The sequence below is a fragment of the Cupriavidus sp. GW823-FHT06D04 genome, from assembly GCF_058795055.1.
Genome location: NZ_JBXAHL010000020.1, coordinates 102,965 through 127,397, shown reverse-complemented (window position 1 = coordinate 127,397; position 24,433 = coordinate 102,965). Strand labels below are relative to the sequence as shown.

The 24,433-nt window shown below is 68.2% G+C and carries 17 protein-coding genes; 3 read left to right on the top strand and 14 right to left on the bottom strand.

Annotated features, from left to right (window positions below; all coding sequences use genetic code 11):
• Nucleotides 1-98: 98 nt before the first annotated feature.
• The 8 genes from AC1Q7H_RS23440 to AC1Q7H_RS23405 all read right to left on the bottom strand — a co-directional run bounded on the left by AC1Q7H_RS23440 (nucleotide 99) and on the right by AC1Q7H_RS23405 (nucleotide 11,948).
• On the bottom strand, nucleotides 99-1,247 hold the full coding sequence (locus AC1Q7H_RS23440; protein ID WP_492381786.1) for an MFS transporter: 1,149 nt from the start codon (nucleotides 1,245-1,247) through the stop codon (nucleotides 99-101).
• A gap of 283 nt (nucleotides 1,248-1,530) precedes the next feature.
• Nucleotides 1,531-2,538 carry a tripartite tricarboxylate transporter substrate-binding protein gene (locus AC1Q7H_RS23435; RefSeq protein WP_492380001.1) on the bottom strand — a complete coding sequence of 336 codons (1,008 nt, stop codon included), beginning with the start codon at nucleotides 2,536-2,538 and terminating at the stop codon, nucleotides 1,531-1,533.
• Between the two features lie 174 nt (nucleotides 2,539-2,712).
• Nucleotides 2,713-5,442, bottom strand: coding sequence for a nitrate reductase (locus AC1Q7H_RS23430; RefSeq protein ID WP_013952406.1), 2,730 nt, complete (start codon nucleotides 5,440-5,442; stop codon nucleotides 2,713-2,715).
• Between the two features lie 45 nt (nucleotides 5,443-5,487).
• Nucleotides 5,488-6,729 carry an NAD(P)/FAD-dependent oxidoreductase gene (locus AC1Q7H_RS23425; protein WP_013952407.1) on the bottom strand — a complete coding sequence of 414 codons (1,242 nt, stop codon included), beginning with the start codon at nucleotides 6,727-6,729 and terminating at the stop codon, nucleotides 5,488-5,490.
• A 58-nt stretch (nucleotides 6,730-6,787) separates the two neighbouring features.
• A complete protein-coding gene (gene nirD, locus AC1Q7H_RS23420) occupies nucleotides 6,788-7,171 on the bottom strand; it encodes a nitrite reductase small subunit NirD (protein ID WP_041228566.1) in 384 nt (127 codons plus the stop codon).
• Between the two features lie 26 nt (nucleotides 7,172-7,197).
• Entirely contained in the window at nucleotides 7,198-9,759 is a 2,562-nt protein-coding gene (nirB, locus tag AC1Q7H_RS23415; protein WP_153956619.1) for a nitrite reductase large subunit NirB, read from the bottom strand.
• Nucleotides 9,760-9,824: 65 nt separating this feature from the next.
• Nucleotides 9,825-11,144, bottom strand: a complete 1,320-nt coding sequence (locus tag AC1Q7H_RS23410; protein ID WP_013952410.1) for an MFS transporter — start codon at nucleotides 11,142-11,144, stop codon at nucleotides 9,825-9,827.
• Nucleotides 11,145-11,462: 318 nt separating this feature from the next.
• Nucleotides 11,463-11,948 carry a winged helix-turn-helix transcriptional regulator gene (locus tag AC1Q7H_RS23405; RefSeq protein WP_211981009.1) on the bottom strand — a complete coding sequence of 162 codons (486 nt, stop codon included), beginning with the start codon at nucleotides 11,946-11,948 and terminating at the stop codon, nucleotides 11,463-11,465.
• A gap of 78 nt (nucleotides 11,949-12,026) precedes the next feature.
• Here AC1Q7H_RS23405 and AC1Q7H_RS23400 point away from each other — a divergent pair, with 78 nt between their 5' ends.
• The gene (locus AC1Q7H_RS23400) at nucleotides 12,027-12,611 is read left to right on the top strand and encodes a GNAT family N-acetyltransferase (RefSeq protein WP_492381785.1); all 585 of its coding nucleotides are present in this window, start codon (nucleotides 12,027-12,029) and stop codon (nucleotides 12,609-12,611) included.
• A gap of 9 nt (nucleotides 12,612-12,620) precedes the next feature.
• Here the strand turns inward: AC1Q7H_RS23400 and AC1Q7H_RS23395 are convergent, their stop codons facing one another.
• Both AC1Q7H_RS23395 and AC1Q7H_RS23390 read right to left on the bottom strand, forming a co-directional pair.
• Complete coding sequence (locus AC1Q7H_RS23395; RefSeq protein WP_211981010.1) at nucleotides 12,621-13,496, bottom strand: EamA family transporter; 876 nt, start codon at nucleotides 13,494-13,496, stop codon at nucleotides 12,621-12,623.
• Between the two features lie 131 nt (nucleotides 13,497-13,627).
• Nucleotides 13,628-14,050: a Fur family transcriptional regulator gene (locus AC1Q7H_RS23390; protein WP_153956622.1), complete on the bottom strand. Its 423-nt coding sequence runs from the start codon at nucleotides 14,048-14,050 to the stop codon at nucleotides 13,628-13,630.
• A 99-nt stretch (nucleotides 14,051-14,149) separates the two neighbouring features.
• Here AC1Q7H_RS23390 and AC1Q7H_RS23385 point away from each other — a divergent pair, with 99 nt between their 5' ends.
• Together AC1Q7H_RS23385 and AC1Q7H_RS23380 are read left to right on the top strand one after the other, a co-directional pair.
• Entirely contained in the window at nucleotides 14,150-16,333 is a 2,184-nt protein-coding gene (locus AC1Q7H_RS23385) for a TonB-dependent siderophore receptor (RefSeq protein WP_492381784.1), read from the top strand.
• Nucleotides 16,334-16,335: 2 nt separating this feature from the next.
• Nucleotides 16,336-17,553 (top strand): acetyltransferase domain-containing protein, encoded by a 1,218-nt coding sequence (locus AC1Q7H_RS23380; RefSeq protein WP_492381783.1) that lies wholly within the window; start codon nucleotides 16,336-16,338, stop codon nucleotides 17,551-17,553.
• A gap of 27 nt (nucleotides 17,554-17,580) precedes the next feature.
• On the opposite strand, the gene AC1Q7H_RS23375 is transcribed toward AC1Q7H_RS23380, so the two are convergent.
• The 4 genes from AC1Q7H_RS23375 to AC1Q7H_RS23360 are packed head-to-tail and all read right to left on the bottom strand — an operon-like array spanning nucleotide 17,581 to nucleotide 24,155.
• The gene (locus tag AC1Q7H_RS23375; RefSeq protein WP_492381782.1) at nucleotides 17,581-19,386 is read right to left on the bottom strand and encodes an efflux transporter outer membrane subunit; all 1,806 of its coding nucleotides are present in this window, start codon (nucleotides 19,384-19,386) and stop codon (nucleotides 17,581-17,583) included.
• A gap of 39 nt (nucleotides 19,387-19,425) precedes the next feature.
• A complete protein-coding gene (locus tag AC1Q7H_RS23370) occupies nucleotides 19,426-21,387 on the bottom strand; it encodes a glycosyltransferase (protein ID WP_492381781.1) in 1,962 nt (653 codons plus the stop codon).
• A 2-nt stretch (nucleotides 21,388-21,389) separates the two neighbouring features.
• Nucleotides 21,390-22,736 carry a hypothetical protein gene (locus AC1Q7H_RS23365; protein ID WP_492381780.1) on the bottom strand — a complete coding sequence of 449 codons (1,347 nt, stop codon included), beginning with the start codon at nucleotides 22,734-22,736 and terminating at the stop codon, nucleotides 21,390-21,392.
• 27 nt (nucleotides 22,737-22,763) lie between these two features.
• Nucleotides 22,764-24,155 (bottom strand): HlyD family secretion protein, encoded by a 1,392-nt coding sequence (locus AC1Q7H_RS23360; protein WP_013952420.1) that lies wholly within the window; start codon nucleotides 24,153-24,155, stop codon nucleotides 22,764-22,766.
• Between the last annotated feature and the right edge of the window lie 278 nt (nucleotides 24,156-24,433).

Genomic DNA, 24,433 nt, shown 5'->3' with positions numbered 1-24,433 from the left:
AAGTAGGTCATCGCCAGGCTCTTATACCGCAGAACCCCCAGCCCCAAAAGGCTGGGGGTTTTTGCTTTGGCGCGGCGGAATATCGCACCCGCGCCACCTCATGCCGTCATCCGCCGGTCCGCGACAGTCAGTGCAACGCCGGCCAGGCAGCAGCCTCCAACCAGCAATGCGGCTGGGACGGTGCCGTGCACTGCCAGTGAGCCGGCCGCGATCGGTATCAGCATCAGCACAGCCAGGTTGTTGATGCTTTCCGAGACGGCCAGGACCTGTCCCTTTGCCGTCGCAGCCCGCCGAGCCAGTATGGCGGTGCTCGATGGTGCCGCGATGCCGAGTGCCGCGCCCCATGCCAGCAGGCAGCCAAGCGACCCGGGCAACCCCAGGATGGCTGTCGTGAACAGGGTCATCGCCACGGCGACAAGCGCGGTGGCTACCATCAGAACACTTTCCTCGCGCACGAAGCACTGGCTGGCACGCCCTGCCAGCAGATTGCCGACGCCCAGGCCGAGGCCGAACACTGACAGTGCCGCGCCGACACCGGCCACGCCGAGCCCGTAACGCAGTCGCAGCACTTCCCCCGCCAGTACATAGCCCGCCACGGCGCTTCCATTCCAGGCGCCTTTCGCGATCAATGGCAGCAAGATGCCTGAAGATGTCGCGGTGTTCCTGAGTTTTTCCTGGGAATCGCCGCTGCGCGGCAGATTGCACGGAAGTACGTGGCAGCCGGCAAGAAATGCGGCCAGGCAACCACCGGCAGTGACAAGGAAAGGTGCGCGCCAGCCCAATCCATCGGCCAGCACCCCAGCCACTGCCGGGCCTGCGGCAATGCCAGCGGTCATGCCCAGCATGACGCTGCCCATGGCGCCGGCCTGTCGCGCCGGGGGAACCAGATCTGCGATCAATGCAAAGACTGTGGGAATCGTGGCCGCGGCGGCGAGTCCGCCGAGGATACGCAGTGCCATGGCGACATGCAGCGTAGGCGCGAGCGTAAGGACGATGCCATCCAGCGCGAACAGCAGCAATGCAGCCAGCAGCACGCGGCGCCGACCGGCACGATCGGAGAACCAGCCTATCAGCGGCGCGGCGACGGCATAGGAAAGGGCATAGGCAGATACCAGTCCCGATGCGCGAGCCGGGGTGGTGGCAAAGGCGCCTGCAAGTGGCGCCAGCATCGGTGACAGCATGAATTCGGCAGCGCCGACCATGCACACGGCGAGGGCAAGCACGGGCAGCAGGCAGGGAGATGGCATGGGGAAGCCTCCTCGGACTTCAACATTGAGGGGACGTGGCGATACCGGCCGAGACGCGCAAAACGCGACGCAACAAGACGGCATTACCGCCTAACAGTGGGTAAATCCGGAAAATGAATGCGCCGCTGAGTCGGGCGCGAAGAGGCGGTGCGAGCTGGCACCGGCTACTGCGAGAATGGGCAATTCAGAACGATCGCCGGAGAAGTCGGGGATGATTCTATAACGTAATGCCAGCAATTAGGGCCACCGGTGCCTGGCACCGGCGGCATGACCGACAAGAAGCTTAGTCGGCTTCGATCTGCATCGACTTCAGTAGCGGCTGCCACTTGTCGCTCTCGGCCTTGAGCAGCGTGCGCAGGCCTTCCGGCGTCTGCTTGTCGATCGGCACGATTTCCGCGCCCAGGCCATCGAGCTTCTTGATCACCACGGGATCTTGCAGCCCCTTCTGTAGGGCCTTGGTCAGCCGCGCCACCACAGCGGGCGACGTGCCCTTGGGCGCGTAGATGCCATGCCAGACCTTGACGTCAAAGCCCTTGAGACCGCCTTCCTGCAGCGTTGGCGCACTGGGCAGCGCCTTGATCCGCGCCGGCGTGGTCACGCCGAACAGGCGTACGCGGTCGGCCTGGATATGCGGCAGCGTGGCCGTGGTCTGGTCGCACAGCAGGTCGACCTGGCCGCCCAGCAGCGCGGTCAGCGCGGGGCCGGCGCCCTGGTAAGGGATCGCATTGAGCTTTACGTGGACCGATTGCTCGAACAGCACGCCGCATAGCTGCGATACGGCGCCCAACCCGGCATTGGCCAGCGACACCTTGTCCTTGTTCTGCGTCACGTAGCGGATCAGTTCCGGTACGGTCTTGGCTGGCAGGTCCTTGCGGCCCATCAGGGTCATCGGCACGTCCGCCACCTGGCCGACATACTCGAAATCCTTCAGCGGCGCGTAGGACAGCTTCTTGTACAGTGCCGGCGCGGTCGCCATGCCGTTATGGTGGATCAGCAGCGTATAGCCGTCCGCCTGTGCGCGGGCGACAAAGGCGGCAGCCACAGTGCCGCCGGCGCCGGTGCGGTTTTCCACCACCACGCTCTGGCCGAGATCCTGCGACATCGCCTGCGCCAGTGTGCGTGCCACGACATCGGTCGGGCCGCCGGCGGAGTAGGGGACGACCAGCGTGATCGGCTTGCCGGGGTAGGCGTCAGCCGCCGCCGCGCCGCTTGTGCCAGCTAGCGCCGAAGCCATCACCATCACGCCCGCCAGCCATCGTGGCGCGGCGTGCAAATCCTTCGCATCCTTCATGCTGTCTCCAGATTGGTGCCGCACCGTGAGTCCGGGGCGGCTTGTCGGGGGGGGCGCGGCTAGCATGGGGGCATGCCGCGGCGACCACAATCTGGTTCTCGTGAAGGGTGCCTAATCCCTGATGAAAGATCAGGCCGGCTGGCTGCTAACCCAGTTGCCTCGCTACCGCACCGCTCAGGCGACTTCGGCCACGCGCACTTCCACCAGCAGCTTTTTCAGTTCCGGCACGCACGAGCCGCAGTTGCCGCCGGCCTTGACGCAGGCGGTGATCTCCGCAGGCGTCTTCAGGTCGTGCTTGCGCACGGCGTCGCAGATGGTGTTGCGGCCCACGCCAAAGCACGAGCACACCGTCGGGCCGGTGTCGGCGCCTTTCTCCATCGGCTGGCCGAGCAGCAGGCCGATGCGGTCGGCGTCTTCCAGCTGCTCGCGGCCGAACAGGCCGGCGAGCCACGCGCGCGAGGGCAGCTCGGGCCGCGTCGACACGTAGACGCACGCTTCAAGCCGGTCGTTGACGACATAGCCCGCATGGTAGACGCCGGCGGTGCGGTCCTCGTACTCGAGCCAGTCGGCGTCCGGGTCGGTCACGCCGAGCAGCGCTCGGGCCCAGGCGGTGCGGTCGGCCACGGTGTCGCGGCCGGCGAATTCATAGCGCTGGAACTGTCGGCCCTGCACGCGCGTCCAGTAGGTCAGCGCTTCGGCGGGCAGCGCGCCGCGGCTCAGCACGAAGCCATGCCAGTTCACGCCGAATGGCTCCACGCGTACCGGCGTGTGCTTGAATTCGGGCTCGCCGGAAACGGGATCGACCACAGGATTGACCAGCGCGCCGACGCGTGCGTCGGAGCTGAACTGGCCGTTCCAGTGGATCGGCACGAACACGCTGCCGCGCGGGATGCCACCGCCATGGCGCACGCGTGCCACCATCGCGCCCCAGCGCGTGCTGACGCGCGCGAGCTTGCCTTCGCCCACGCCGGACAGCAGCGCGTCCTGCGGGTGCATGTCGACGAAGGGCTCGGGCAGGTGGTCGGCCAGCTTGGCCGACTTGCCGGTGCGCGTCATGGTGTGCCACTGGTCGCGCACGCGGCCGGTGTTGAGGATCAGCGGGAAATCGTCGTCGGGCGCGTGGGCCGGCGAGCGCGGCGGCGTGGCGACAAAGCGGGCCAGGCCGTCGGCATGGGCGTAGCGGCCATCGGCAAACAGGCGCTGCGTGCCGGCGCCGGCCGGAGCGCCCGCGGGCAGCGGCCATTGCACGGGCTCCAGCGCGTCATAGTGCGCCTGGTCCAGCCCGGCCAGCGCGCCGATGTCGAACACGCGCGGTGCGGCATCGTTGCGCCAGGCGCTCAGGCGCGCGTGCTCGTCGAAAATTTCATGCACGCCCGCATAGTCGAAGCCGTCAAAGCCCATGCGGCGCGCGACGTCGCACAGGATCCGCCAGTCGGCGCGCGCCTCGCCAGGCGCGGGCAGGAAGGCGCGTTGACGGGAAATGCGCCGTTCCGAGTTGGTAACGGTGCCGTCTTTCTCGCCCCACCCCAGCGCGGGCAGCAGCACGTGCGCAGCGGCGTTGGTGTCGGTGCGCTCGATGATGTCGCTGGTGACCACCAGTTCGCACCTGGCCAGCGCGCGGCGCACCTGGTCGGCGTCGGGCAGGCTCACCACGGGGTTGGTGGCGATCACCCAGACCGCCTTGACGCGGCCGGCTTCGATGGCCTCGAACAGTTCCACCGCCTTCAGGCCCGGGCGGTCGGCCACCATCGGCGATTGCCAGAAGCTTTGCACGACGTCGCGATGCAGCGGGTTGGCCAGTTCCATGTGTGCGGCCAGCATGTTGGCCAGGCCGCCGACCTCGCGCCCGCCCATTGCATTGGGCTGGCCGGTGAGCGAAAACGGGCCCATTCCCGGGGCGCCGATGCGGCCGGTCAGCAGGTGGCAGTTGATGATGCTGTTGACCTTGTCGGTGCCGGCCGACGACTGGTTGACGCCTTGCGAGAAGGCGGTCACGGTCTTTTCGGTCTGCGCGAACAGCTGGTAGAACGCCAGCACGTCCTGCACGTTCAGCTTGCAGGCGCGGGCCACGGCAGCGGGATCGGCGCAGGCCGCATCCGCGGCCTGCAGGGCTTCGTCCAGCCCCGCGGTGCTGGCGGCGACGAAGGCGGCGCTGGTGCGGCCTTCGCGCGCGAGGTAGCTCAGCAGCCCGTTGAACAGCCACACGTCGGTGCCCGGGCGGATCGCCAGGTGCAGGTCGGCCAGTTCGCAGGTGGCGGTGCGGCGCGGGTCGATCGCCACGATCTTCATCTCGGGGCGCGCTTCCTTGGCCTGGGACAGGCGCTGGAACAGGATCGGATGGCACCACGCGGTGTTGGAGCCCACCAGCACCACCAGGTCGGCCAGTTCCAGGTCTTCGTAGTTGCCCGGCACCAGGTCTTCGCCGAAGGCGCGCTTGTGGCCGGCCACGGCCGACGACATGCACAGGCGCGAGTTGGTGTCGATATTGGCGCTGCCGATGAAGCCCTTCATCAGCTTGTTGGCGATGTAGTAGTCCTCGGTCAGCAGCTGGCCCGAGACATAGAGCGCGACCGAATCCGGGCCGTGGCGGCGGACGATGTCCGAGAAGCCTTGCGCTACGGTGTCCAGCGCATGGTCCCAGGAGACTTGCTGCAGCGAGCCGTCGGTGCCGCGCACCTTGGGGTGGAGCAGGCGGCCTTCCAGGTCCACGGTTTCACCGAGCGCCGAGCCTTTCACGCACAGCCGGCCGTGATTGGACGGGTGCTGCGCGTCGCCCGCGATCTCGACCTGGCCGTCGGCACGCACGGTGGCGCGCACGCCGCAGCCGACGCCGCAGTACGGGCAGGTGGTGGCGGTGGTGGTGGTCAGTGTCGCCGAGACGACCGGGATGTCGGACAGGTTCACGCGTTCTCCGTGCGGGGGCGTTGTATAGCTTACTTACGGTGATGCTTATGCGGCGAGCGCTTCGCACTGCGCCTGACCGAACAACAGGCGCTGGCGCAGCGCGCCCACCGGCGTGCGGCGTTGGATCATGTCGAAGTACCAGGGGCCGTCCTGCACGTCGCCGTACAGCACGGCGCCGACCAGATAACCGTCCTGCAGCACCAGGCGCTTGTAGACGCCGCGGCGCGGATCGCGCAGCACCAGGTCTTCACTGCCTTCGGCGCCGATGAAGTCGCCGGCAGAATACAGGTCGACGCCGGTCACTTTCAGTTTAGTCGCGGTGGCCTGCTGCACGTAACGGCGATGGCCGGCACCGGCGAGGTGCGCGGCGCACACGCGCGCCTGGTCCCAGATCGGCGCCACCAGGCCGAAGGTGGCCTGGCGATGCTGCACGCACTCGCCCACGGCGTAGATGCGCGGATCATAGGTCTGCAGCGTGTCGTCGACGACGATGGCGCGCTCGCAGTGCAGGCCGGCGCCGGTGGCCAGTTCGATATTGGGGCGCACGCCGGCGGTCATCACCACCAGGTCGGCGGGGATCTCGCTGCCGTCCTTGAAGCGCACGCCGGTGACGCGGTCGGTGCCGAGGATCTCCGCGGTCTGCGCGCCCAGCAGGAAGCGCAGGCCTTTGCGTTCGAGCGCGCTCTGGAGCAGCGTGGCGGCGGGCTTGTCGAGCTGGCGCTCCATCAGGCTGTCGGGCAGGTGCACCACGGTCACGTCCATGCCCTGGCGCAGCAGCCCGTTGGCCGCCTCCAGCCCAAGCAGGCCGCCGCCGATCACCACCGCATGGCGGTGGTCGCGCGCGGCTTGCTGCATGGTCTCCACGTCCTGGATATCGCGGAAGGCGATCACGCCGTCGAGCTGGTGACCCGGCACCGGCAGGATGAAGGGCTTGGAGCCGGTAGCCAGCAGCAGGCGGTCGTAGCGCACTTCGCGCCCCGAGGCTGAACGCACGATGCGGCGCGGGCGGTCGATGGCCACCACCGGATCGCCGGCAAGCAGTTCGATGCCACGCTCGGTGTACCACTCGCGCGTATTCAGCATGATGTCCGCCACCGACTTTTCGCCGGCCAGCACCGGCGACAGCAGGATGCGGTTGTAGTTGCCGTGCGGCTCGGCCCCGAACACCGTGATGTCGTACAGGTCCGGGGCGAGCCTGAGCAGCTCCTCCACAGTGCGCATGCCGGCCATGCCGTTGCCGACGACGACCAGGCGCGGGCGGGCTTGGGGGTTGGCGGAAGGCGTCATGCCGGCATCTCCGTTGGCGTGGCTTGAGGACAGGGGGAACATCAAATGGGCGCCGGTGTCAGGCGGCGAGTTCTTCCTCGGCCTCGCTCACGGCCACGCCGGCGGCAATCCAGATCTTGCCGTCATAGACGCGTGCGGCGTAGGCATTGACCGAATGCTCGGGGGCTTCCAGGCACTCGCCGGTGCGCAGGTCGAAGTGATGCTTGTAGATCGGCGAAGCCACCACCAGGCGCTCGCCCAGGTTGCCGACCAGCCCGCGCGACAGCACCGCGGCCTGCGAGTTGGGATCGAAGTTGTCGATGGCGTAGACCTCGTCGCCACGGCCGATGCGGAACACGGCGACCTGCTTGTCGTCCACCAGCGCGCACACACCAGTGTTGGGCACGATATCGCGCACGGTGCAGACGGCGGTCCAGGTCTCAGGATGGTGGGGATGGCTCATCACGTTCTCCTTGTTTGCGGGCACGGTCAGGCTGCTTTCGCGGGCATGGACACCACGGGAATGTGGCTCAGGCGGGAACGATGCAATTTCCGTTCCTCCGGCGTGGCCGGGCGGATCTGCCCGCGCTCTTCGATGAAGGCGACGTTGTCGTCGCGGCGGTCGCTGTTGACGAAGTGGCGGAAGCGCTTGCGTGTCTCGGGATCGGTCACGGCCTTCTTCCACTCGTCTTCGTAGGTGTCGACCACGTGCTGCATCTCGGCTTCCAGTTCGGCGGCGAGGCCCAGCTTGTCGTCCAGCACCACGGCCTTGAGGTAGTCCAGGCCGCCTTCCAGGTTGTCGCGCCAGACGCTGGTGCGCTGCAGGCGGTCGGCGGTGCGCACGTAGAACATCAGGAAGCGGTCGATGTAGCGCACCAGGGTGTCGTGGTCGAGGTCGCTGGCCAGCAGCTCTGCATGGCGCGGCTTCATGCCGCCGTTGCCGCACACGTACAGGTTCCAGCCCTTGTCCGTGGCGATCACGCCAACATCCTTGCCTTGCGCCTCGGCGCATTCGCGGGTGCAGCCGGACACGCCGAACTTGATCTTGTGCGGCGCGCGCAGGCCCTTGTAGCGGTTCTCCAGTTCGATCGCCAGGCCCACCGAATCGCCCACGCCATAGCGGCACCACGTGGAGCCCACGCACGACTTCACCGTGCGCAGCGCCTTGCCGTAGGCATGGCCCGATTCAAAGCCGGCGGCGATCAGTTCTTCCCAGATGAAAGGCAGTTCCTCGGCACGTGCACCAAAAAGGTCCACGCGCTGGCCGCCGGTGATCTTGGTGTAGAGACCATATTTCTTTGCCACCTGGCCGACCGCGATCAGGCCCTCGGGCGTGACTTCGCCACCCGGCATGCGCGGCACCACCGAGTAGGTGCCGTCCTTCTGGATGTTGGCCAGGTAGTAGTCGTTAGAGTCCTGCAGGCTGGCGTGCTCTTCCTTGAGCACGAACTCGTTCCAGCACGAGGCCAGGATGCTGCCCACTGCCGGCTTGCAGATATCGCAGCCCATGCCCTTGCCGTGCGCTTCCAGCAGCGCATCGAAGGTCTTGAACTTGCCCACGCGCACCAGGTGATACAGCTCCTGGCGCGAGTACGGGAAGTGCTCGCAGAGATGGTTGTTGACGGCCATGCCCTGCTTCTTCATCTCGGCCTTCATGATCTGCGTGACCAGCGGCACGCAGCCGCCGCAGGCGGTGCCGGCCTTGGTGCAGGTCTTGAGCGCGCCGATGCTGGTGGCGCCGTCGCACACGGCCGAACAGATCTCGCTCTTGGAGACGTTGTTGCACGAGCAGATCTGGGCAGTGTCGGGCAGGGCGTCGGCGCCCAGCGCGGGCTTGGCCTTGCCGCTGCTGTCGGGCAGGATCAGGAATTCGGGCGACTCGGGCAGCTCGATCTTGTTCAGCATCATCTGCAGCAGCGTGCCGTACTCGCTGGCGTCGCCGATCAGCACGCCGCCCAGCAGGTACTTGCCGCAGTCGGACACCACCAGCTTCTTGTAGACCTCCTTGCGGTCGTCGCAGAACTGGTAGAAGCGCGCGCCCGGCACGGTGCCGTGCGGGTCGCCGATGCTGGCCACGTCCACGCCCATCAGCTTGAGCTTGGTGCTCATGTCGGCGCCGGCAAACTCGGCGGCTTCGCCCTGCAGGTGGCGCGCGGCGACGCGGGCCATGTCATAGCCCGGCGCCACCAGGCCGTAGATCTTGCCTTGCCACAGCGCGCATTCGCCGATGGCGTAGATGTCGGGGTCCGAGGTGAGGCACTGGTTGTCCACCACGATGCCGCCGCGCTCGCCCACCGCCAGGCCGCTGGTGCGCGCCAGTTCGTCGCGCGGGCGGATGCCGGCCGAGAACACGATCATGTCGGTGTCGAGGTGGGTGCCGTCGGCAAACACCATGCGGTGGGTGCCGTCTTCGCCGTCGATGATCTCCACCGTGTTCTTGCCGGTATGCGCGGTCACGCCCAGGCCATGGATCTTCTGGCGCAGCATGCGGCCGCCGCCTTCGTCGACCTGCACCGCCATCAGGCGCGGCGCAAACTCCACCACGTGCGTCTGCAGGTCCATGTCGCGCAGCGCCTTGGCGCACTCCAGGCCAAGCAAACCACCGCCGACCACCACGCCGGTCTTCGAGCGCGCACCGCATTCGCGCATCGCTTCCAGGTCTTCGATGGTGCGATAGACAAAGCAGTCCTTGCGGTCCTTGCCCGGCACCGGCGGCACGAAGGGGTAGGAGCCGGTGGCCAGGATCAGCTTGTCATAGGACAGGGTCTCGCCGGTCGATACCTTCACCGTGCGCGCGGCGCGGTCGATCTCTACCGCACGCGCATTCAGGCGCAGCAGCATGTTGTTGTGCTGCTCGAAGAAGCCGGCGGGCACCAGCGACAGGTCCTCGGCTGACTTGCCGGCGAAGAACTCGGACAGGTGCACGCGATCGTAGGCGGGACGCGGTTCTTCGCACAGCACGGTCACTTCCACGTTCTGCGCGCCGGCTTCCGCCAGGCATTCCAGGAACTTGTGACCCACCATGCCGTGGCCGACGATGATCAGTTTCATGATGCTTTCCTTGTCCGGTAGTCAGTCTTTGCTGCTTGTTGTGCTGTGGGAGCGATGCTTCAAAATCAGTTGGCCATTGCGCTGTCGTACAGCGCCTGCTCCTGGGCCTTGTGCTCGGCGCTGAAGCGGATGGCGATGGCGCAAAGGGCGGCGATGGTGGCCAGCACGCCCAGCACCGTCAGCGTGTGCTGCAGGTCGCCCAGGCCCTTGAGCAGGAAGCCCGCGGCGACGGCGCCCACGTTGCCGCCAGCGCCGATGATGCCGGCCACGCCGCCCAGCGCCTTGCGGTCGATAAAGGGCACCAGGGCGTAGGTCGCGCCGCAGGCCATGTGGGTGAACAGGCCGAACAGCAGCATCGCGACCACCGCCAGCGTCACGTTGCCGGCCTGCGCGAACCACAGCAGGCCCAGGCCTTCGCCCAGAATCAGCACGAACAGCAGCGTGGCGCGTGCGTCCAGGCCGCGGCGGCGCGCCGCCTTGTCCGACAACCAGCCACCCAGGGCGCGGGCAAACAGCGCCAGCAGGCCGAAGCTCGCGGCGGCCATGCCGGCGGCCTTCAGGCTCAGGCCGAAGCGGTCGACGTAGTACGAGGCGGCGATGTTGTGGATGAAGATCTCCACGCCGAAGCAGGCGCCGTAGGTGATGAACAGCAGCCACACGCGATAGTTGGCGCTGGCGGCGCGGAAGCTGGCCCAGCCGCCGCCCTTGCCGCCGTCCTTGCCGGTGATGGCGATGCCGCGGGCGCGCAGGTCCGAGTAGTTGCCTTCCGGGCAGTCCTGGGTGAAGCGCCAGTAGACGACGGCCATGATCAGCATCAGCACGCCCGGCACCAGCAGGGCGAAGCGCCAGCCGAACGCGTGGTCGGCGCCGAGCATCAGCACGGCGGCCAGCAGCAGCGGCATGATGGCTTGCGCGGCGCCGCCGCCGGCATTGCCCCAGCCGGCCGCGGCTGCGTTGGCGGTGCCGACTACGTTGGGCGCGAACATCACCGATGTGTGGTACTGCGTGATCACAAAGCTGGCGCCGACTGCGCCGATCAGCAGGCGGAAGGTCAGGAAGGTCTCGTAGTTCTGTGCCAGCGCCACGCCCAGCACCGGCAGCGCGCCCAGCGCCAGCAGGCCGGTATAGGTCTTGCGCGGGCCGAAGCGGTCGCACATCGGGCCGATCACCAGGCGCACCAGGATGGTCACCGCCACCGCCGCGATATTGATGTTGGCGATCTGGCCCGGGGTCAGGCCGAACTCGCCCTTGAGCACCGGCATCAGCGGCGCGCAGGCAAACCACGCAAAGAAGCAGACGAAGAACGCCATCCAGGTCAGGTGGAAGGCGCGCATCTGCGGGGTCTTAAAGCTCAGCAGCTCGATGCGGGTGGCTTTGGCGGTCATCGTCCTTGGCTCCAAAAACAAATGGCGTCCCGCAAACCAGGCCGTTCAGGCCAGTTCAGGGGACGCCGTTGTCCTGACAGCCACTACATGGAATAGAGGCTGCGTATGTGGGGTGGGCCGGTCGCCGTTGACGGGCCCGTACCCTGTTACGCAAGGGGTGTGCCAGGCCGGTATGTGACGGTGAGTGGGGGTTTGTTGCGCTGAGGTGCGGTGGAGTGATGCCGGGATGCGCTGTGGTGGGGCGGCCGCCGGGCTGGCGGCACACTCATGGTGCAGTGCGGTGGGCTGCGCTGGTGCGGTGCAATACCGCGCTCGGTGCTACTGGTCCGAAGCCGGGGACTGGGCGTTGACGGGGACGATCCGCATATCTCGCGGCGATACTTCCGCGCCGTCCTCGTCGACCAGTGCCGCGCGTACCAGCTTGCCGCTGGCGCGCGAGCGGATCTGCACCGGGCCTTCGCCGGACGGGGCCATGTGGCTGTCGCCCCACTGCATCAGGCCGACCAGCACCGGCAGCAACTCCACGGCGGCGCGGGTGGGGCGGTATTCGGAGCGTTCGCGCTCGCCGGGCTCGCGGTAGCCGACCTTGCGCAGCAGACCGGCGTCGGTCAGCGTCTTGAGGCGCGCGGACAGCACCGCGGGCGAGCATTCCAGCCGGCGCAGGAAGTCGTCGAAGCGCGTCACGCCGTGGAAGACGTCGCGCAGGATCAGCATTGTCCACTTTTCGCCGATCAGCGACAGCGTGGCGGCAATCGAGCAGTGGCGGAGGTCGGACGCATTGGGGGTCATGATGCGGGCAAGCATAGCATGCTGACTTCATTTGCAAAAGTCAGGTTATCTCCTATACTCTGACTACAAATTTTGAATCCAGATGGTGCCAGGATGGATGATCAAAGCGAAGCCCGCACGGGCAAGGCGGAAAGCTGGATGGTGGGACGGGGCGTGCAGGTCACGCTGCGCCGTACGCGGCCACAGGATGGTGGGGCGCTGCGCGCGCTGGTGGACGGGCTTTCGCGTGAGAGCCGTTACTTCCGCTTCCTGAGCGGCGGGCGCGTGGTGGACGCGATTGTCGACGGCCTGGCCGCGCCAGGCCCTGGCGGGGTGGCGCTGGTGGTGGAGGCGGCGCCCGACGCAGAGGGCGTATCAGCCATTGTCGCCAGTGCGGAATACGTGGTGTCCGGGCAGGTCGGGGAATTTGCCGTGGTCGTTGCCGACGGCTGGCAAGGGCAGGGACTGGGGCGGCGCCTGATCGCCAGGCTGTGCGAGCTGGCCCGCGCGGCCGGCCTGCGCACCCTGCGCGGCGACGTGCTCAGCGAGAACCGCCGCATGCTGGCCATCCTGCGCGGCCTCGGTTTTGCCAGCCGCCGCAATCCGGAGGACAGCTACCTGCATGAAGTCACGCTGGCGCTTGGCCAGCCGGCGTGCAGCGAGCTGCGGCTGCCGGCGGACTGGTTCAGCGCGTCCTGAGCCCAGCGGTCAACCGGCTTCGCGCTTGCCGCGCGAGGTCATGGTGCAGCCGACCGAGGCCGTGATGATGCTGGCGATCGCCAGCCATTGCAGCGCGTTCAGCTGTTCATGCAGGAACGCCAGCCCGGCCAGCGCGCCCATCGCCGGCTCCATGCTCAGCAGGATGCCGAAGGTGCGCCGGTGCAGCCGCTTGAGCGCCACCATCTCCAGCGAATAGGGAATCGCGCTCGACAGGATGCCCACCGCCAGCCCGAACAGCAGCAGCGTCGGGCTGAACATCGCGGTGCCCGCATGCGCCAGCCCGAACGGCAGCACCACCAGGGCCGCTATGGTCAGCCCCAGCGAGGTGGCCTGCCCGCCGTGGGCGTTGCCCGCCATCTGCCCGAACACGATATACAGCGCCCAGCCCACCCCCGCGGCAAGCGCATAGCCGATGCCCACAGGATCCAGCGTGCCGGCGGCATCGCCCACCGGCAGCAACAGCAGCAGCCCGGCCACGGCAAAGGCGATCCACAGGAAATCGATCGCGCGCCGCGACGACAGCACCGCGACCGTCAGCGGCCCGGTGAACTCGATCGCGATCGCCAGCCCCAGCGGGATGGTGCGCAGCGACATGTAGAACAGCAGGTTGGTCGCGCCCAGCGCCGCACCGTACAGCGCGATCGCGCGCGCGTTGGCCCGCGTCAGCGGGATGCGCCACGGGCGCCAGACGCACAGCAGGATCAGCGCCGAGAAACTCACCCGCAGCGCCGTGGTGCCCTGTGCCCCGAGCGCCGAGAACAGGCTCTTGGCAAACGAGGTGCCGATGCACAGCGAGGCCATCGAGCCGGTCAGGGCCAGCACGGCGATCAGGGTCGAGCGACGGTGGGCGGCGGTTTGCGGCAATTTGGAGATCCTGTTTGATGGCGTGGCCTGTGCAATGCTGCCGCATCATGCGGCAAGCACGGCGCAAGCGCCATATACAGGTGTGGACCAGCGGCTCAGTACAGTTGGCCGTGCCCCGAACACGCCGCTGTTCAGTGGTCCCGCGCCGCCGCCTTGCGCCGCTTGCCGGACTTGCTGGCGCAGTCCGGGCAACGCCCCAGCAGCGTCAGCTCGTGGTGCTCCACCTCGAAGCCCGGCGGCGTGATCTCTTCCATGTGCCCGGGACACCCTTCCAGCGGAAATACGCGATCGCACGTCAGGCACTGGAAGTAGTGGCGGTGCGTCACGGCGCCGGGTTCGCCCGCCAGTTCATAGCGGTCGGGCTGGCCCGGCAGTTCCACCGCATGCACCTGCGCATCGTCCAGCAGGGTGCGGATGTTGCGATAGACCGTGGCCAGACCCAGGGACGGCACCTGGCGCTGTGCCGCGGCCAGGATTTCGGCCGGGCTCAGGGGCCGGCCAGCTTCGCGCAGCGCGTCGATGACGGCGCCGCGTTGACGGGTCATGCGTTCCATGCCTAAAATCTTAATGAGAAATTATTATCATTAGTGAGTCGCTGCGGTTTGCCAGTCGGATGGCCGCCGCCGCGACTCGTTTTTATTGGGGTGTTCCTTATGCTGCTTGCGCAGCCCAGCCGTGCCCGGCACCGCATGCCGTTTTCGTTCCTGCCTGCTGTACCAGACTTGCGCCCGGTCCAGGCGCGCTCATTGCGGCCGGTGGCCGCCCTGATGCTGGCGATGTCCGGCCTGGCCGAGGCGGCGGATACCGCCGAGGCCTCCGATATTACGCTGCCGGCGGTGTCGGTGGTCGGCACGGCCTCCGCATCATACAACCCACCCGACGCCTCCGGCGCGACCCGCACCGACACGCCGCTGCGCGAGATTCCGCAGTCAGTGCGCGTGGTGCCGCGCGCCATGCTGGACGACATCGCCGCGACCCGTTTCGACCAGTCCTTCGACTATGTCAGCGGCATCGCGCGCCAGAACAACTTCGGCGGCCTGTGGGACAACTTCGCCATGCGCGGCTTCACCGGCCATGAGAACACCGGCGCGGGCTACCTGGTCAACGGCTTTGCCGCCAACCGCGGCTATACCGCGCCGATGGATGCGGCCACCATCGAGCGCGTGGAAGTGCTCAAGGGCCCCACGTCATCGCTGTACGGCACCAGCGAGCCGGGCGGCACCTTCAACGTGGTCACGCGCCAGCCGCAGTTCCGGCCCGCGCAGCGCTATGGCTTCGAGCTTGGCACGCGCGACGGCTATCGTGTCACGGCCGACGTCAGCGGCCCGCTCGGCGAGAACGTGGCCGGCCGGCTGATCGCCGTGGCCGACCACCAGGGCAGCACGCGCGACTACATCAACAGCCAGCGCTACCTGGTGGCGCCGTCGTTCACCTGGACGCTCGGTAACGACACCGTGCTGCAGTACGCGGCTGAATTCCAGCGCTACACCACGCCGATGGACCGCGGCGTGGTGGCCGTCAACGGCCAGCTGGGGCGCATCCCGCGCTCGCGCTTCCTGGGCGAGCCCGGCGACGGCGACATGCGGCTGGACAGCCAGTCGCACCAGCTCAGCGTGGAGCACCAGTTCAATCCAAACTGGAAGGGCAGGCTCGGCCTGTCGTATCGCGGCGGCGCACTGACGGGGCACAGCAGCGAGGCGACTTCACTGGCCGCCGATGGCCGCACGCTCTGGCGCCAGCGCCGCTACCGCGACTTCCAGTCGGACGATGTCTCGCTGCAGGCCAGCGTGACCGGCAAGTTCAGCACCGGCCCGGTCGGGCATGAACTGCTGATGGGGGTGGATGCCTACCGTTTCGGCAATACCATGGCGATCCTGCGCAAGAACCCCAGCGCCGCGGCGCCGTACGCGATCGACATCTACGAGCCGGCCTATGGCCAGCCGGCGCCGCCGATACCGTGGAACATGGACACGTACGAGCGCCAGCGCAATCTCGGCGCCTACTTGCAGGACCAGCTGAGCCTGGGCGAGCGCTGGCGCGTGCTGGCCGGCGTGCGCTTCGACGCCGTCGACCAGTCGCTGGACAACCACCTGCGCGGCACGCGCACCACGCAGCACCAGAACGCGGTGTCGCCGCGCGTGGGCGTGAGCTACCTGGCCAGCCAGAACGTGTCGCTGTTTGCCAATGCCAGCCAGTCATTCCGCCCCAATGCCGGCGCCGACGCCGCGGGCCAGCCGTTCGACCCCGAGCGCGGCCGCGCCGTGGAGGCCGGCATCAAGTTCGACAGCGAGGACCGCCGCACCGGCGCCACGCTGGCGATCTTTGAGATCCGCAAGCGCAATGTGCTGGCCGCCGACCCGTCCGATCCGTCCTTCTATATCGCCGCCGGCGAAGCGCGCAGCCGCGGCCTGGAGCTGGACGTGGCCGGGCAGCTTGGCACCCACTGGCGCGTGTCGGGCAGCTTTGCGCTGACCGATGCCGAGATCACGCAGGACACGCGACTTGCCGCCGGCACGCCGCTGTCCAACGTGCCGCGCACCAGCGGCAGCTTGCTGGCGGTGTACGAGGATGCCGCGCCGGTGGGCCAGCGCTATGGCGTTGGTGCCGGCCTGCGTTACGTGGGGCGGCGTCCGGGCGATGTGCAGGACAGCTTCTCGCTGCCAGCCTATGTGCTGGTGGATCTGCATGGCTACTGGCAATACAGCCGCAATGTGCGTGTGTCGCTCAATGTGGGCAACCTGTTCGACAAGACCTACTACGCCAGTTCGTACAGCAGCCTGTGGATTGCGCCGGGCGCGGGCCGCAGCGTGCGGCTGGGCGTGCAACTGAGCTATTGACGATGCTGCCAGCCAAGTCGCGCACTGCCGCGCCCCTGTCTTCTCCGACAGTCTTCCCTTCTGCCGCGGGCACGCGGCCGGCCGGCGGCCGGCTGCTGTCCATTGATGCTCTGCGCGGACTGGTGATCCTGACCATGCTGCTGGACCACGTGCGGGATATGTTCTTCCTGCACGTCCAGGTGGCCGATCCCATGGATGTCGCCACGACCTCTCCGGCACTTTTCTTCAGCCGGCTCGCCGCGCATCTGTGCGCACCGGTTTTCATCTGGCTGGCCGGCGTATCGGCGTGGCTCTACGGTGCCGCCGGCCACGACCGGCGTGCCGTCAGCGGCTTCCTGCTCAAGCGCGCTGTGTTCCTGGTGCTGCTGGAGGTGACGCTGGTCGGCTTTGCCTGGACCGGGACCTTGCCGCCGCAGGTGATCTACTTGCAGGTGATCTGGGCCATCGGCCTGAGCATGATGGCGCTGGCGGCACTGGTATGGCTGCCGCGGGCGGTGCTGATTGCCGCGGGCATTGCGCTGGTGGCTGGCCACAACCTTCTGAGCCCGCTGCATTTCCCGGTGGACAGCGCCTGGCACGTGCCCTGGGCCATCCTGCACGACCGCACCTGGATCGAGGTGGCTGACGGCTTCAGGGTGCGCACCTCATACCCGGTGCTGCCGTGGATCGGCGTGATTGCGCTGGGCTATGCGGCGGGGCCGTGGTTTGCCGCCACGGTGCCTGCCGGGGTGCGGCAGCGGCTGCTGGCTGGATGCGGGCTGGCGGCGCTGGCAGGCTTTGCGGTGCTGCGCGGGCTGAACGGCTACGGGCAGGAGCAGAAGTGGATCTCGGGCAGCGACGCCTTGCACACCGCGATGAGCTTCCTCAACGTCACCAAGTACCCGCCGTCGCTGCTGTTCCTGCTGCTGACGCTGGGAGTGGGCTGGTTGCTGCTGGCGTGGCTGGAGCGTGCGCAGGGCGGCTGGATCGCGCGGCGCATGGCCGTGTTCGGCGCCGTGCCGATGTTCTTCTACCTGCTGCACCTCTACGTGCTGCAGGGGCTGTACCAGGCCTGCGTGCACCGCTGGGGACTGAACCAGGGCAAGGTGTTCGGTCTCGACCACGTCTGGCAGCTGTGGCTGGGGGCGGCCGTGCTGGCCCTGGTGCTGTGGCCGACGGTGCGCTGGTTCGCGGCGCTGAAGGCAAGGCGGCGGGACTGGCGCTGGCTGAAGTACTTCTGACCAGCGCCTGGGTCCCGCACGCCCGGCTCAGCGCGGCGTAGCCGCGACGGGTGCCGGCTGTGCCGCCGCCGGGGATTGCGCCGGAGCCTGGGGTTGCGCTACGGCCTGGGGCTGGGCTGCGGCCTGAGCCGGTGTCACGGCTTGCGGCTGTGCGGCGGCTTGAGGCTGTGCGGCAGCTTGAGGCTGCGCCACGGCCTGGGACCGCGCTACGGCTTGAGGTTGCGTCACGGCTTGAGGCCGTGCTGCCGCCTGGGGCTGTGCCGCGGCTTGCGGCCGCGCGGCGGGTGCCTGGCGTGCACCGCCATTGGCCGCCGGGGCGGCCTCGGTCACCTCGCGCCAGCCGCCGCCCAGCGACTTGTACAGCGATACGCGGCTGGTCAGGCCGGCCAGCTTGTACGTGATCAGCGCCTGCTGCGCGGTGTAGAGCTGGCGCTGCGCGTCGAACACGCCGAAGTAGTCGTCCACGCCGTTCTTGAAACGCATTTCCGACAGCCGCCGGGTCTCGCTGCCTTCGCGCACCAGGGCTTCCTGCGCCTGCACCTGGCGCTCGTAGGTGGCGCGTGCCGCCATGCTGTCGGCCACTTCGCGGAACGCGGTCTGGATGGTCTTCTCGTAGTTGGCGACGTTGATGTCCTTGCGCACGTTGGCCGCATCCAGCCCGGCACGGTTACGCCCGGCGTCGAAGATCGGCACGGTCAGCTGCGGCGCGAACACCCACGCCATGCCGCCGGAGAACAGCCCCGCCAGGCTGCTGCTGGCCACGCCCAGCGCGCCGGTCAGCGAGATGCGCGGGAAGAAGGCCGCGCGCGCCGCGCCGATATTGGCGTTGGCCGCCTTGAGGCGGTGCTCGGCGTTGAGGATGTCGGGGCGGCGCACCAGCACGCTGGACGGCAACCCTTCGGGGAACTCGCTCACCAGGGTGCGCGCGTCCAGCGGATCTTGCGCGGCCGCGTTGGCGTTGGCAGTTGCCGCGCCGGCATCGGTCACGGATTTCGGCAACGGGCCGCCGATCAGCAAGGACAGCGCGTTCTCATCCTGCGCCACCTGCCGCGTGTATTGCTCAACGCCCACCTGCGAGGTCTGCACCTGGGTTTGCGCGCGATGCTGGTCCAGTTGCGCCATCGCACCGACCTGGCGCCCGCGCCGCACCATCTCTGCCGCGTCCTGCTGCGTCTTCAGCGTGTCCTGCGACAGCTTCAGCAGCGCGCGGTCGGCCAGCAGCGTCAGGTAGGCGTTGGCCACCTCGGACACCAGGCTGATCTGCGCGCTGCGGCGCGCTTCTTCCGTGGCCATGTATTCCTCGAGCGCGGCATGCTTGAGGCTGCGCACCCGGCCGAAGAAATCAAGCTCGAACGCGGTGAAGCCGATGCCTGCGTTATAGGTGGTGATCTGCGGCGACTGGCCCGCCGCGCGCAGCCGTTGCGGCAGCCGCTGCGAGACCATGCCGGCATTGCCCTCCACCGTGGGGAATTGCGCCGCGCGCTCGATCTGGTACAGCGCGCGCGCTTCGTCAATGGCAAGCGTGGCCATGCGCAGGTCGCGGTTGTTGGCCAGCGCCAGTTCGATCAGCTGCCGCAGTTGCGGGTCGATGAAAACATCGCGCCATCCCAGGTCCGCGGCCGAAGGGCCGGCGGGTTGGGCCGGCTGACCCGGCTGTGCCGCACTGGCCTGCGGGGTGCGGTAGGCAGCGCCCTCCGGCCACGCCGACGGGACCGGCGCGTCGGGGCGCTGGTATTGCGGTTCGAGCGAGCAGGCCGCAAGGGCCAGCACGAGCGCGGCGGGCAGCAGCAGGCGCGGCGGGGGCAGGGTACGGGGGCGTGGCAAGCTTCGCATGGATGGTTCCGGAGAGTGGGGATTGTTATCTGGCATGGTTCAGCCCAGCAGCGCGCGCCGCACAAAGCGCGACAGCGCCAGCTTGGGCCGCCCCTGCCGGGCGATGTTGTGTGCGGGATCGGTGAACAGCAGCCGGATCAGCGCGTGGCGCGCCGCCATGCCGGCGTTCAGGGCGATGCCCAGCAACTGCCCGTCGCGGCGCACCACGCGGCACGGGATCCAGCCGGTCTGCTCCAGCCACAGCGCGCCCTCGGTGCCGGCGGGGATGGCCGGCGCCAGCGGCGTGGTGACGGCAACGCCGTTGCAGGACAGGTCCCTGGTGGTCACGCGGTATTCCTTGCCATCCACGCGCAGCAGCGCTGCCGCGCGGTGCGGGAAGCGCTCTTCCTTGCGCGGGCGCGGCAGTTCCACGCAGACCAGCAGCGAGGCCAGGTACAGCATCAGCGCCACCCCGGTCCAGATCGTGTTGAAGGCGAGCCCTTGCGCATCGGGGTCCACCACCAGGGCGCGGCCCAGTCCCAGCGCGGAGAAACCCAGCAACCCCGCGTACAGCGCAACGAACTTGCCGTGGATCACCAGCTTGGAGCGGTCCAGCCCCTTGTTTGTCACCTTGAATGGCCGCCCGAATGGCTTGAACATCGCGCTCACCAGCGATGCGGTGACGGCCAGCGCCGCCACGATCTGCGTGACTTCGGTGAAGATCGGCAGCGCGCGCTGGCCGGTGATCCAGATGCTGTACGCCCAGTACGCCACCAGCGCCGGCAGGCCGTAGGCGAGGAACTGCAGCGGCTCGCCGTACAGCGTGGAGACGCCGAGGTACCAGTACAGCAGCGGCCCTGCCAGCAGCATCAGCGTGAACGGCCGCGACAGCCAGTGCAGCAGGCCGTGCACGTAGTGCAGCCGCTGCATCCCGGTGTAGCCGCGCCCGCGCAGTGGCCCGTCCGCGGTCAGCGCCACCTGGATCGTGCCCAGCCCCCAGCGGCTGCGCTGGCTGATGTACTCGGGCAGGCCTTCGGCGGACAGCCCCACGCTCAGGCGCTCATTGAGCCAGCGCGTGAGATAGCCGTGCGGCAGCAGCCGGTAGGTCAGGTGGATGTCCTCGGTCACCGTGCCGGTGGGAAAGCCGCCGATCAGGTCGATCAGATCGCGCCGCACCACGAACGAGGTGCCGATGCAGAACGCCGCGCCCCAGGCGTCCTTGGCTGGCTGCATCACGTCGAAGAAGGCGCGTTGCTCATCGACCCAGCATTCGGTGGCGCGCAGGTTGTACTGGATCGGATCCGCGTTGTAATAGAACTGGGGCGTCTGCACTACGCCCACGCGCGCATCGCTGAACAGGCCCACGGTTCGCAGCAGGATATTGCGATGCGGCGCGAAGTCGGCGTCCAGCACCAGGATGTAGGGCGCGCCGCCGGCCGCGGCGCTGTGGCGCAGGCCGTTGTTGAGATTGCCGGCCTTGGCGTGGGCATTGTCCGGGCGCGTCACGTAGTGCGCGCCGACGCGTTCGCAGAACTCGCGCAGCCAGTCGCGGCGGGTGTCGTCCAGCACCCAGACGCGGAAGTCCGGGTAGTCGATCGCCAGCGCCGAGACAATGGTCTTCTCCAGGATGTCCAGGCCTTCGTTGTAGGTGGCAATGAAGATGTCCACCGGCGGCACCTGCTTGGCGCGGCGCAAGGCGGCCTCGCCCGCGTCGGCGTCTGGGGTGTGGTTGCTGGTGCGCGCCAGCACCACGATCGACAGCAGCGTATAGGCCAGCGTCATGCATTCGAAGGTAAAGAACACATGGGCCCACACGCTGGCGAAGGTCATCTGCCAGTCCGGCAGTGTTTCGCGGATGCGCCAGGTCAGGTACACCGCCAGCAGCAAGGCGGCGACGCCGCCGAACAGCACGCGGTCCGCCGGCCGGTCATGCCGGCACAGTATCGAGAGCAGCACCATCGCCAGCAGCACGCCGCCGTTGATGACCAGCAGCGTCTGGTTTTCCAGGAAGAGGGCGAACATCGTCAGTCCTTGGTGGTGTTGGTGCTTGCATTGGCCGGCGCGGCCGCAATGGCCGGCGGCGGGCAGGATGGTTCCAGGCATCCGCCCGGACGGAAGGGGTTCCAGCGCGCCGCGGCCAGCACGGCCCATGCGGTGGCGCCCAGGTGGGGCAGGTGGAAGTAGTGGAAGTCCTCCGTGGTCGAGGTGGGCCCGATCGACAGCCCGGTGCTGATGCGTGCCTCGGGCGTGGCGTAGAGCATCCCGGACGGCGCCCGCTGCGACAGCAGCAGCTGCCACAGTGGCTGCGCCTGTTGCGCCTGCCCGGCGGCCTGCAGCACCAGCGCGGCCTGCCCGGTGCCTTCGGTCCAGATGCCGTCGGGGCCGCCCTTGAAGCCGTAGCCTGCGCCGGCGCGGTGCTTGGCCTCCACCCACGCCAGGTTGCGGCGCCAGTCCTGCGGCGGGTCCGGGATCGCGATCAGCGGCCACAGCACCGCATCCAGCGCGGACGGGCCGGAGTTTGGCGCGCGCCCATCGTCGCGCGTGCCGATGATGAAGCGGCCCTCGCGCGCCTGCCACATGGCGCCGACAAAGCCGCGCGAGCGCGCCGCGCCATCGCGCCAGCGCGGATCGTTGCGCTGGCTGGCGAGCCAACTGAAGGCGGCATAGGTATCGACGTTGTGCTCGGTCGATTTCCACCCCTGGCGGGTCTGCTTCGGCTCATGGCCGAAGAAGCCGCCGATATAGCCGGCGGGCGCGCCCGTGTCGGGCACGGTGGCATGCACCCAGCCCATCAGCGCGGCGGCGCCATCCAGGTAGCGTGGATCGCGCGTGGCGTCATGCACGGCCAGCAGCAGCAGCGCGGCCCAGGCCACGTTGCCGGTGGCGGTGCCGGCCTGGTAGGCATCTTCAAACCAGCGCTTGCTGGGTTCGTCCCACCAGCCTGGCAGCGGCACCGGGCCAGCCGGCAGCGGGCCGGCGCGGTAGGCGTTGCGCAGGCGCGCATCGCGGAAGTGGCGGTCCTGGCGGGTCGCCTGCAGCACGGCGTCGGCAATGCGGCGCGCTTCGGCGGGGCGCTTGCAGGCCACCAGCGCGATGCCGGCCAGCGCGTTGTCGTAGACGAAGGCGGCATTGCGCAGCGCCGGGGCCAGCGGCTCGCCGCCCGGCGCGGGTTCATAGCTGGCGAGGAAGACGGGGCCGTTGCCGCTTTCACGGCTGACGCGCTCGGCCAGCGTCTTGCAGCCGTCGGCCAGCAGTGTCTGCTGGGCAGGCTCGGCAGCGCGCGCCGCGCATGGCGCCAGCGCGAGCATGGCGGGAAGCAGCGCGCCGGCAACCAGGCGGGGCAGGCGTGCGGTCGGGATCGGCAGTCGCATCCGGGTCTCCTTTGCCTGCGTCGGCGGTTATATCAGCGATGCCCGCAGCTGGCCCAGCCAGCTCTGGTTCAGCGTCACGCGCGCCCAGCGGCCCATGCCGCAATGGCCGGATTGGCTTGGCCCTGCCGCTGCCCCTGCCGCTGCCCGTGTTGCTGTCCCTGAGGCAGCAGCCTTGCCCGGCACGTTGTCCAGCGGGCGGTCGAGCTTGGCGATCACATAGATCTCGTTCTTCTCGATCGGCGGGAATGGCACGAAGTAACGCGCCTGGTCGCCGTCCGGCGCGCGCGGCAGCACCTCTGCCACCGATGCCGGCAACGCCGTGGGCACGCCGTCGACATGCACGTTCAGCCGTGCGCCGGGCAGCAGGTTGTCGCTGAGGCTGCGCGGGAACACCGCCACCACGCGCGTCTGCGCGCAGTTGCTGGCGCGCGCCAGGGTGGCGCCGGCGGCCACGCGCATGCCAGGCTGCGCGATCAGGTCTTCGATGGTGCCGGGTTCGGTCGAGCGGATCTCCAGGTTCGAGAGCCGGTCGAGGCGTTCCTGTTCCGTGGCGATCATCTCGTCGACCGACTTGCCATAGGCCTCCAGTTGTTCCAGCTCTGCCGTCAGCTGTGCCGATTCCGCGCTCAGTACCTGGCGCCGCTGGGCCAGCGTGGCACTGGGGCCGTCGGTGGACGAGGCATAGACCTTGTTGCGCGCGGCCTCGCTCACGCCGACGGCGTTATCCAGCTCGGCCTTGGCCGCAGCTTTGGCATTGGAGAGCATCGACAGCTGGTAGCGCGAGGCATTGGTGTAGGCCTCGCTGACCGCGCCGGCCCACTGCATGCTCTGGTTGCGGTTGACCACTTCCTGCTGCTGGTCTTCCTGTGCCTTGGCCGATGCCAGGCGCGCCTCCAGCGCGCGTACGCGCGCCCCGTGCTCGCGTTGCGCAGCGCTGTTGTAGCGCTGCAGGTCCTGCTCGGTGGCGGCCATCAGCCGGCGGTTGCTTTCCAGCCGCGCCTTGGCAGAGTCATAGCGCTGCTGGTTGTCGAGCTTCTTGCCGGTCAGGTCGACCAGCAGCGAACGGTCGATGTTCGGGTTCTGCACGATCATCAGCGCCTGGTTGGCCGAGAACGGCTGGTCCGCGGCCACCATCTGCTTCATCACGATGCCTTCCACGGGAGACGTCACCAGGCTGACCGGGCTGTTCACCACGGCCCGCTCCGACGAGCGCGTAAACACATTTGGAAACATGATTGTCAGTACGGCCCAGATGATGAACAGCACCACGCCGTAGCCCGCCATGCGCGGCACGATGTGCCACAGCGGCACCGGAACGGGCTGCGGGCGTTGCACCAGGCCGTCGCCGTGGGGCTGGCGCAGCGGTGCCGGTGTCAGCGGGTGTTGTCTGGGTGGCGGATTATTGCGCTGGTCGGCCATGGTGTTGTTCTCCGGCAAGCAAAGTCAAAAAAGCGTCCCAGCCGGCATGCACAGGGTGCAGGTCGGATGAGCGAAATTCCAGGCAAGCAGGTAGCGTCGCGCAAGGGCTGTCGCGCGGTGCCCGGCTTGCATGTCCCCAATTCAGTTTGTTGTCTGCAGCACGCGCGATGTGGCCAGGCCGTATCGGCGCACCTTGCAATTGGGCCGACAAGCAGCCCGTGGATTAGCCCGGCTTCATCCGGGCAGAGTTGAACAATGGCCAGTCAATGACCACGAAG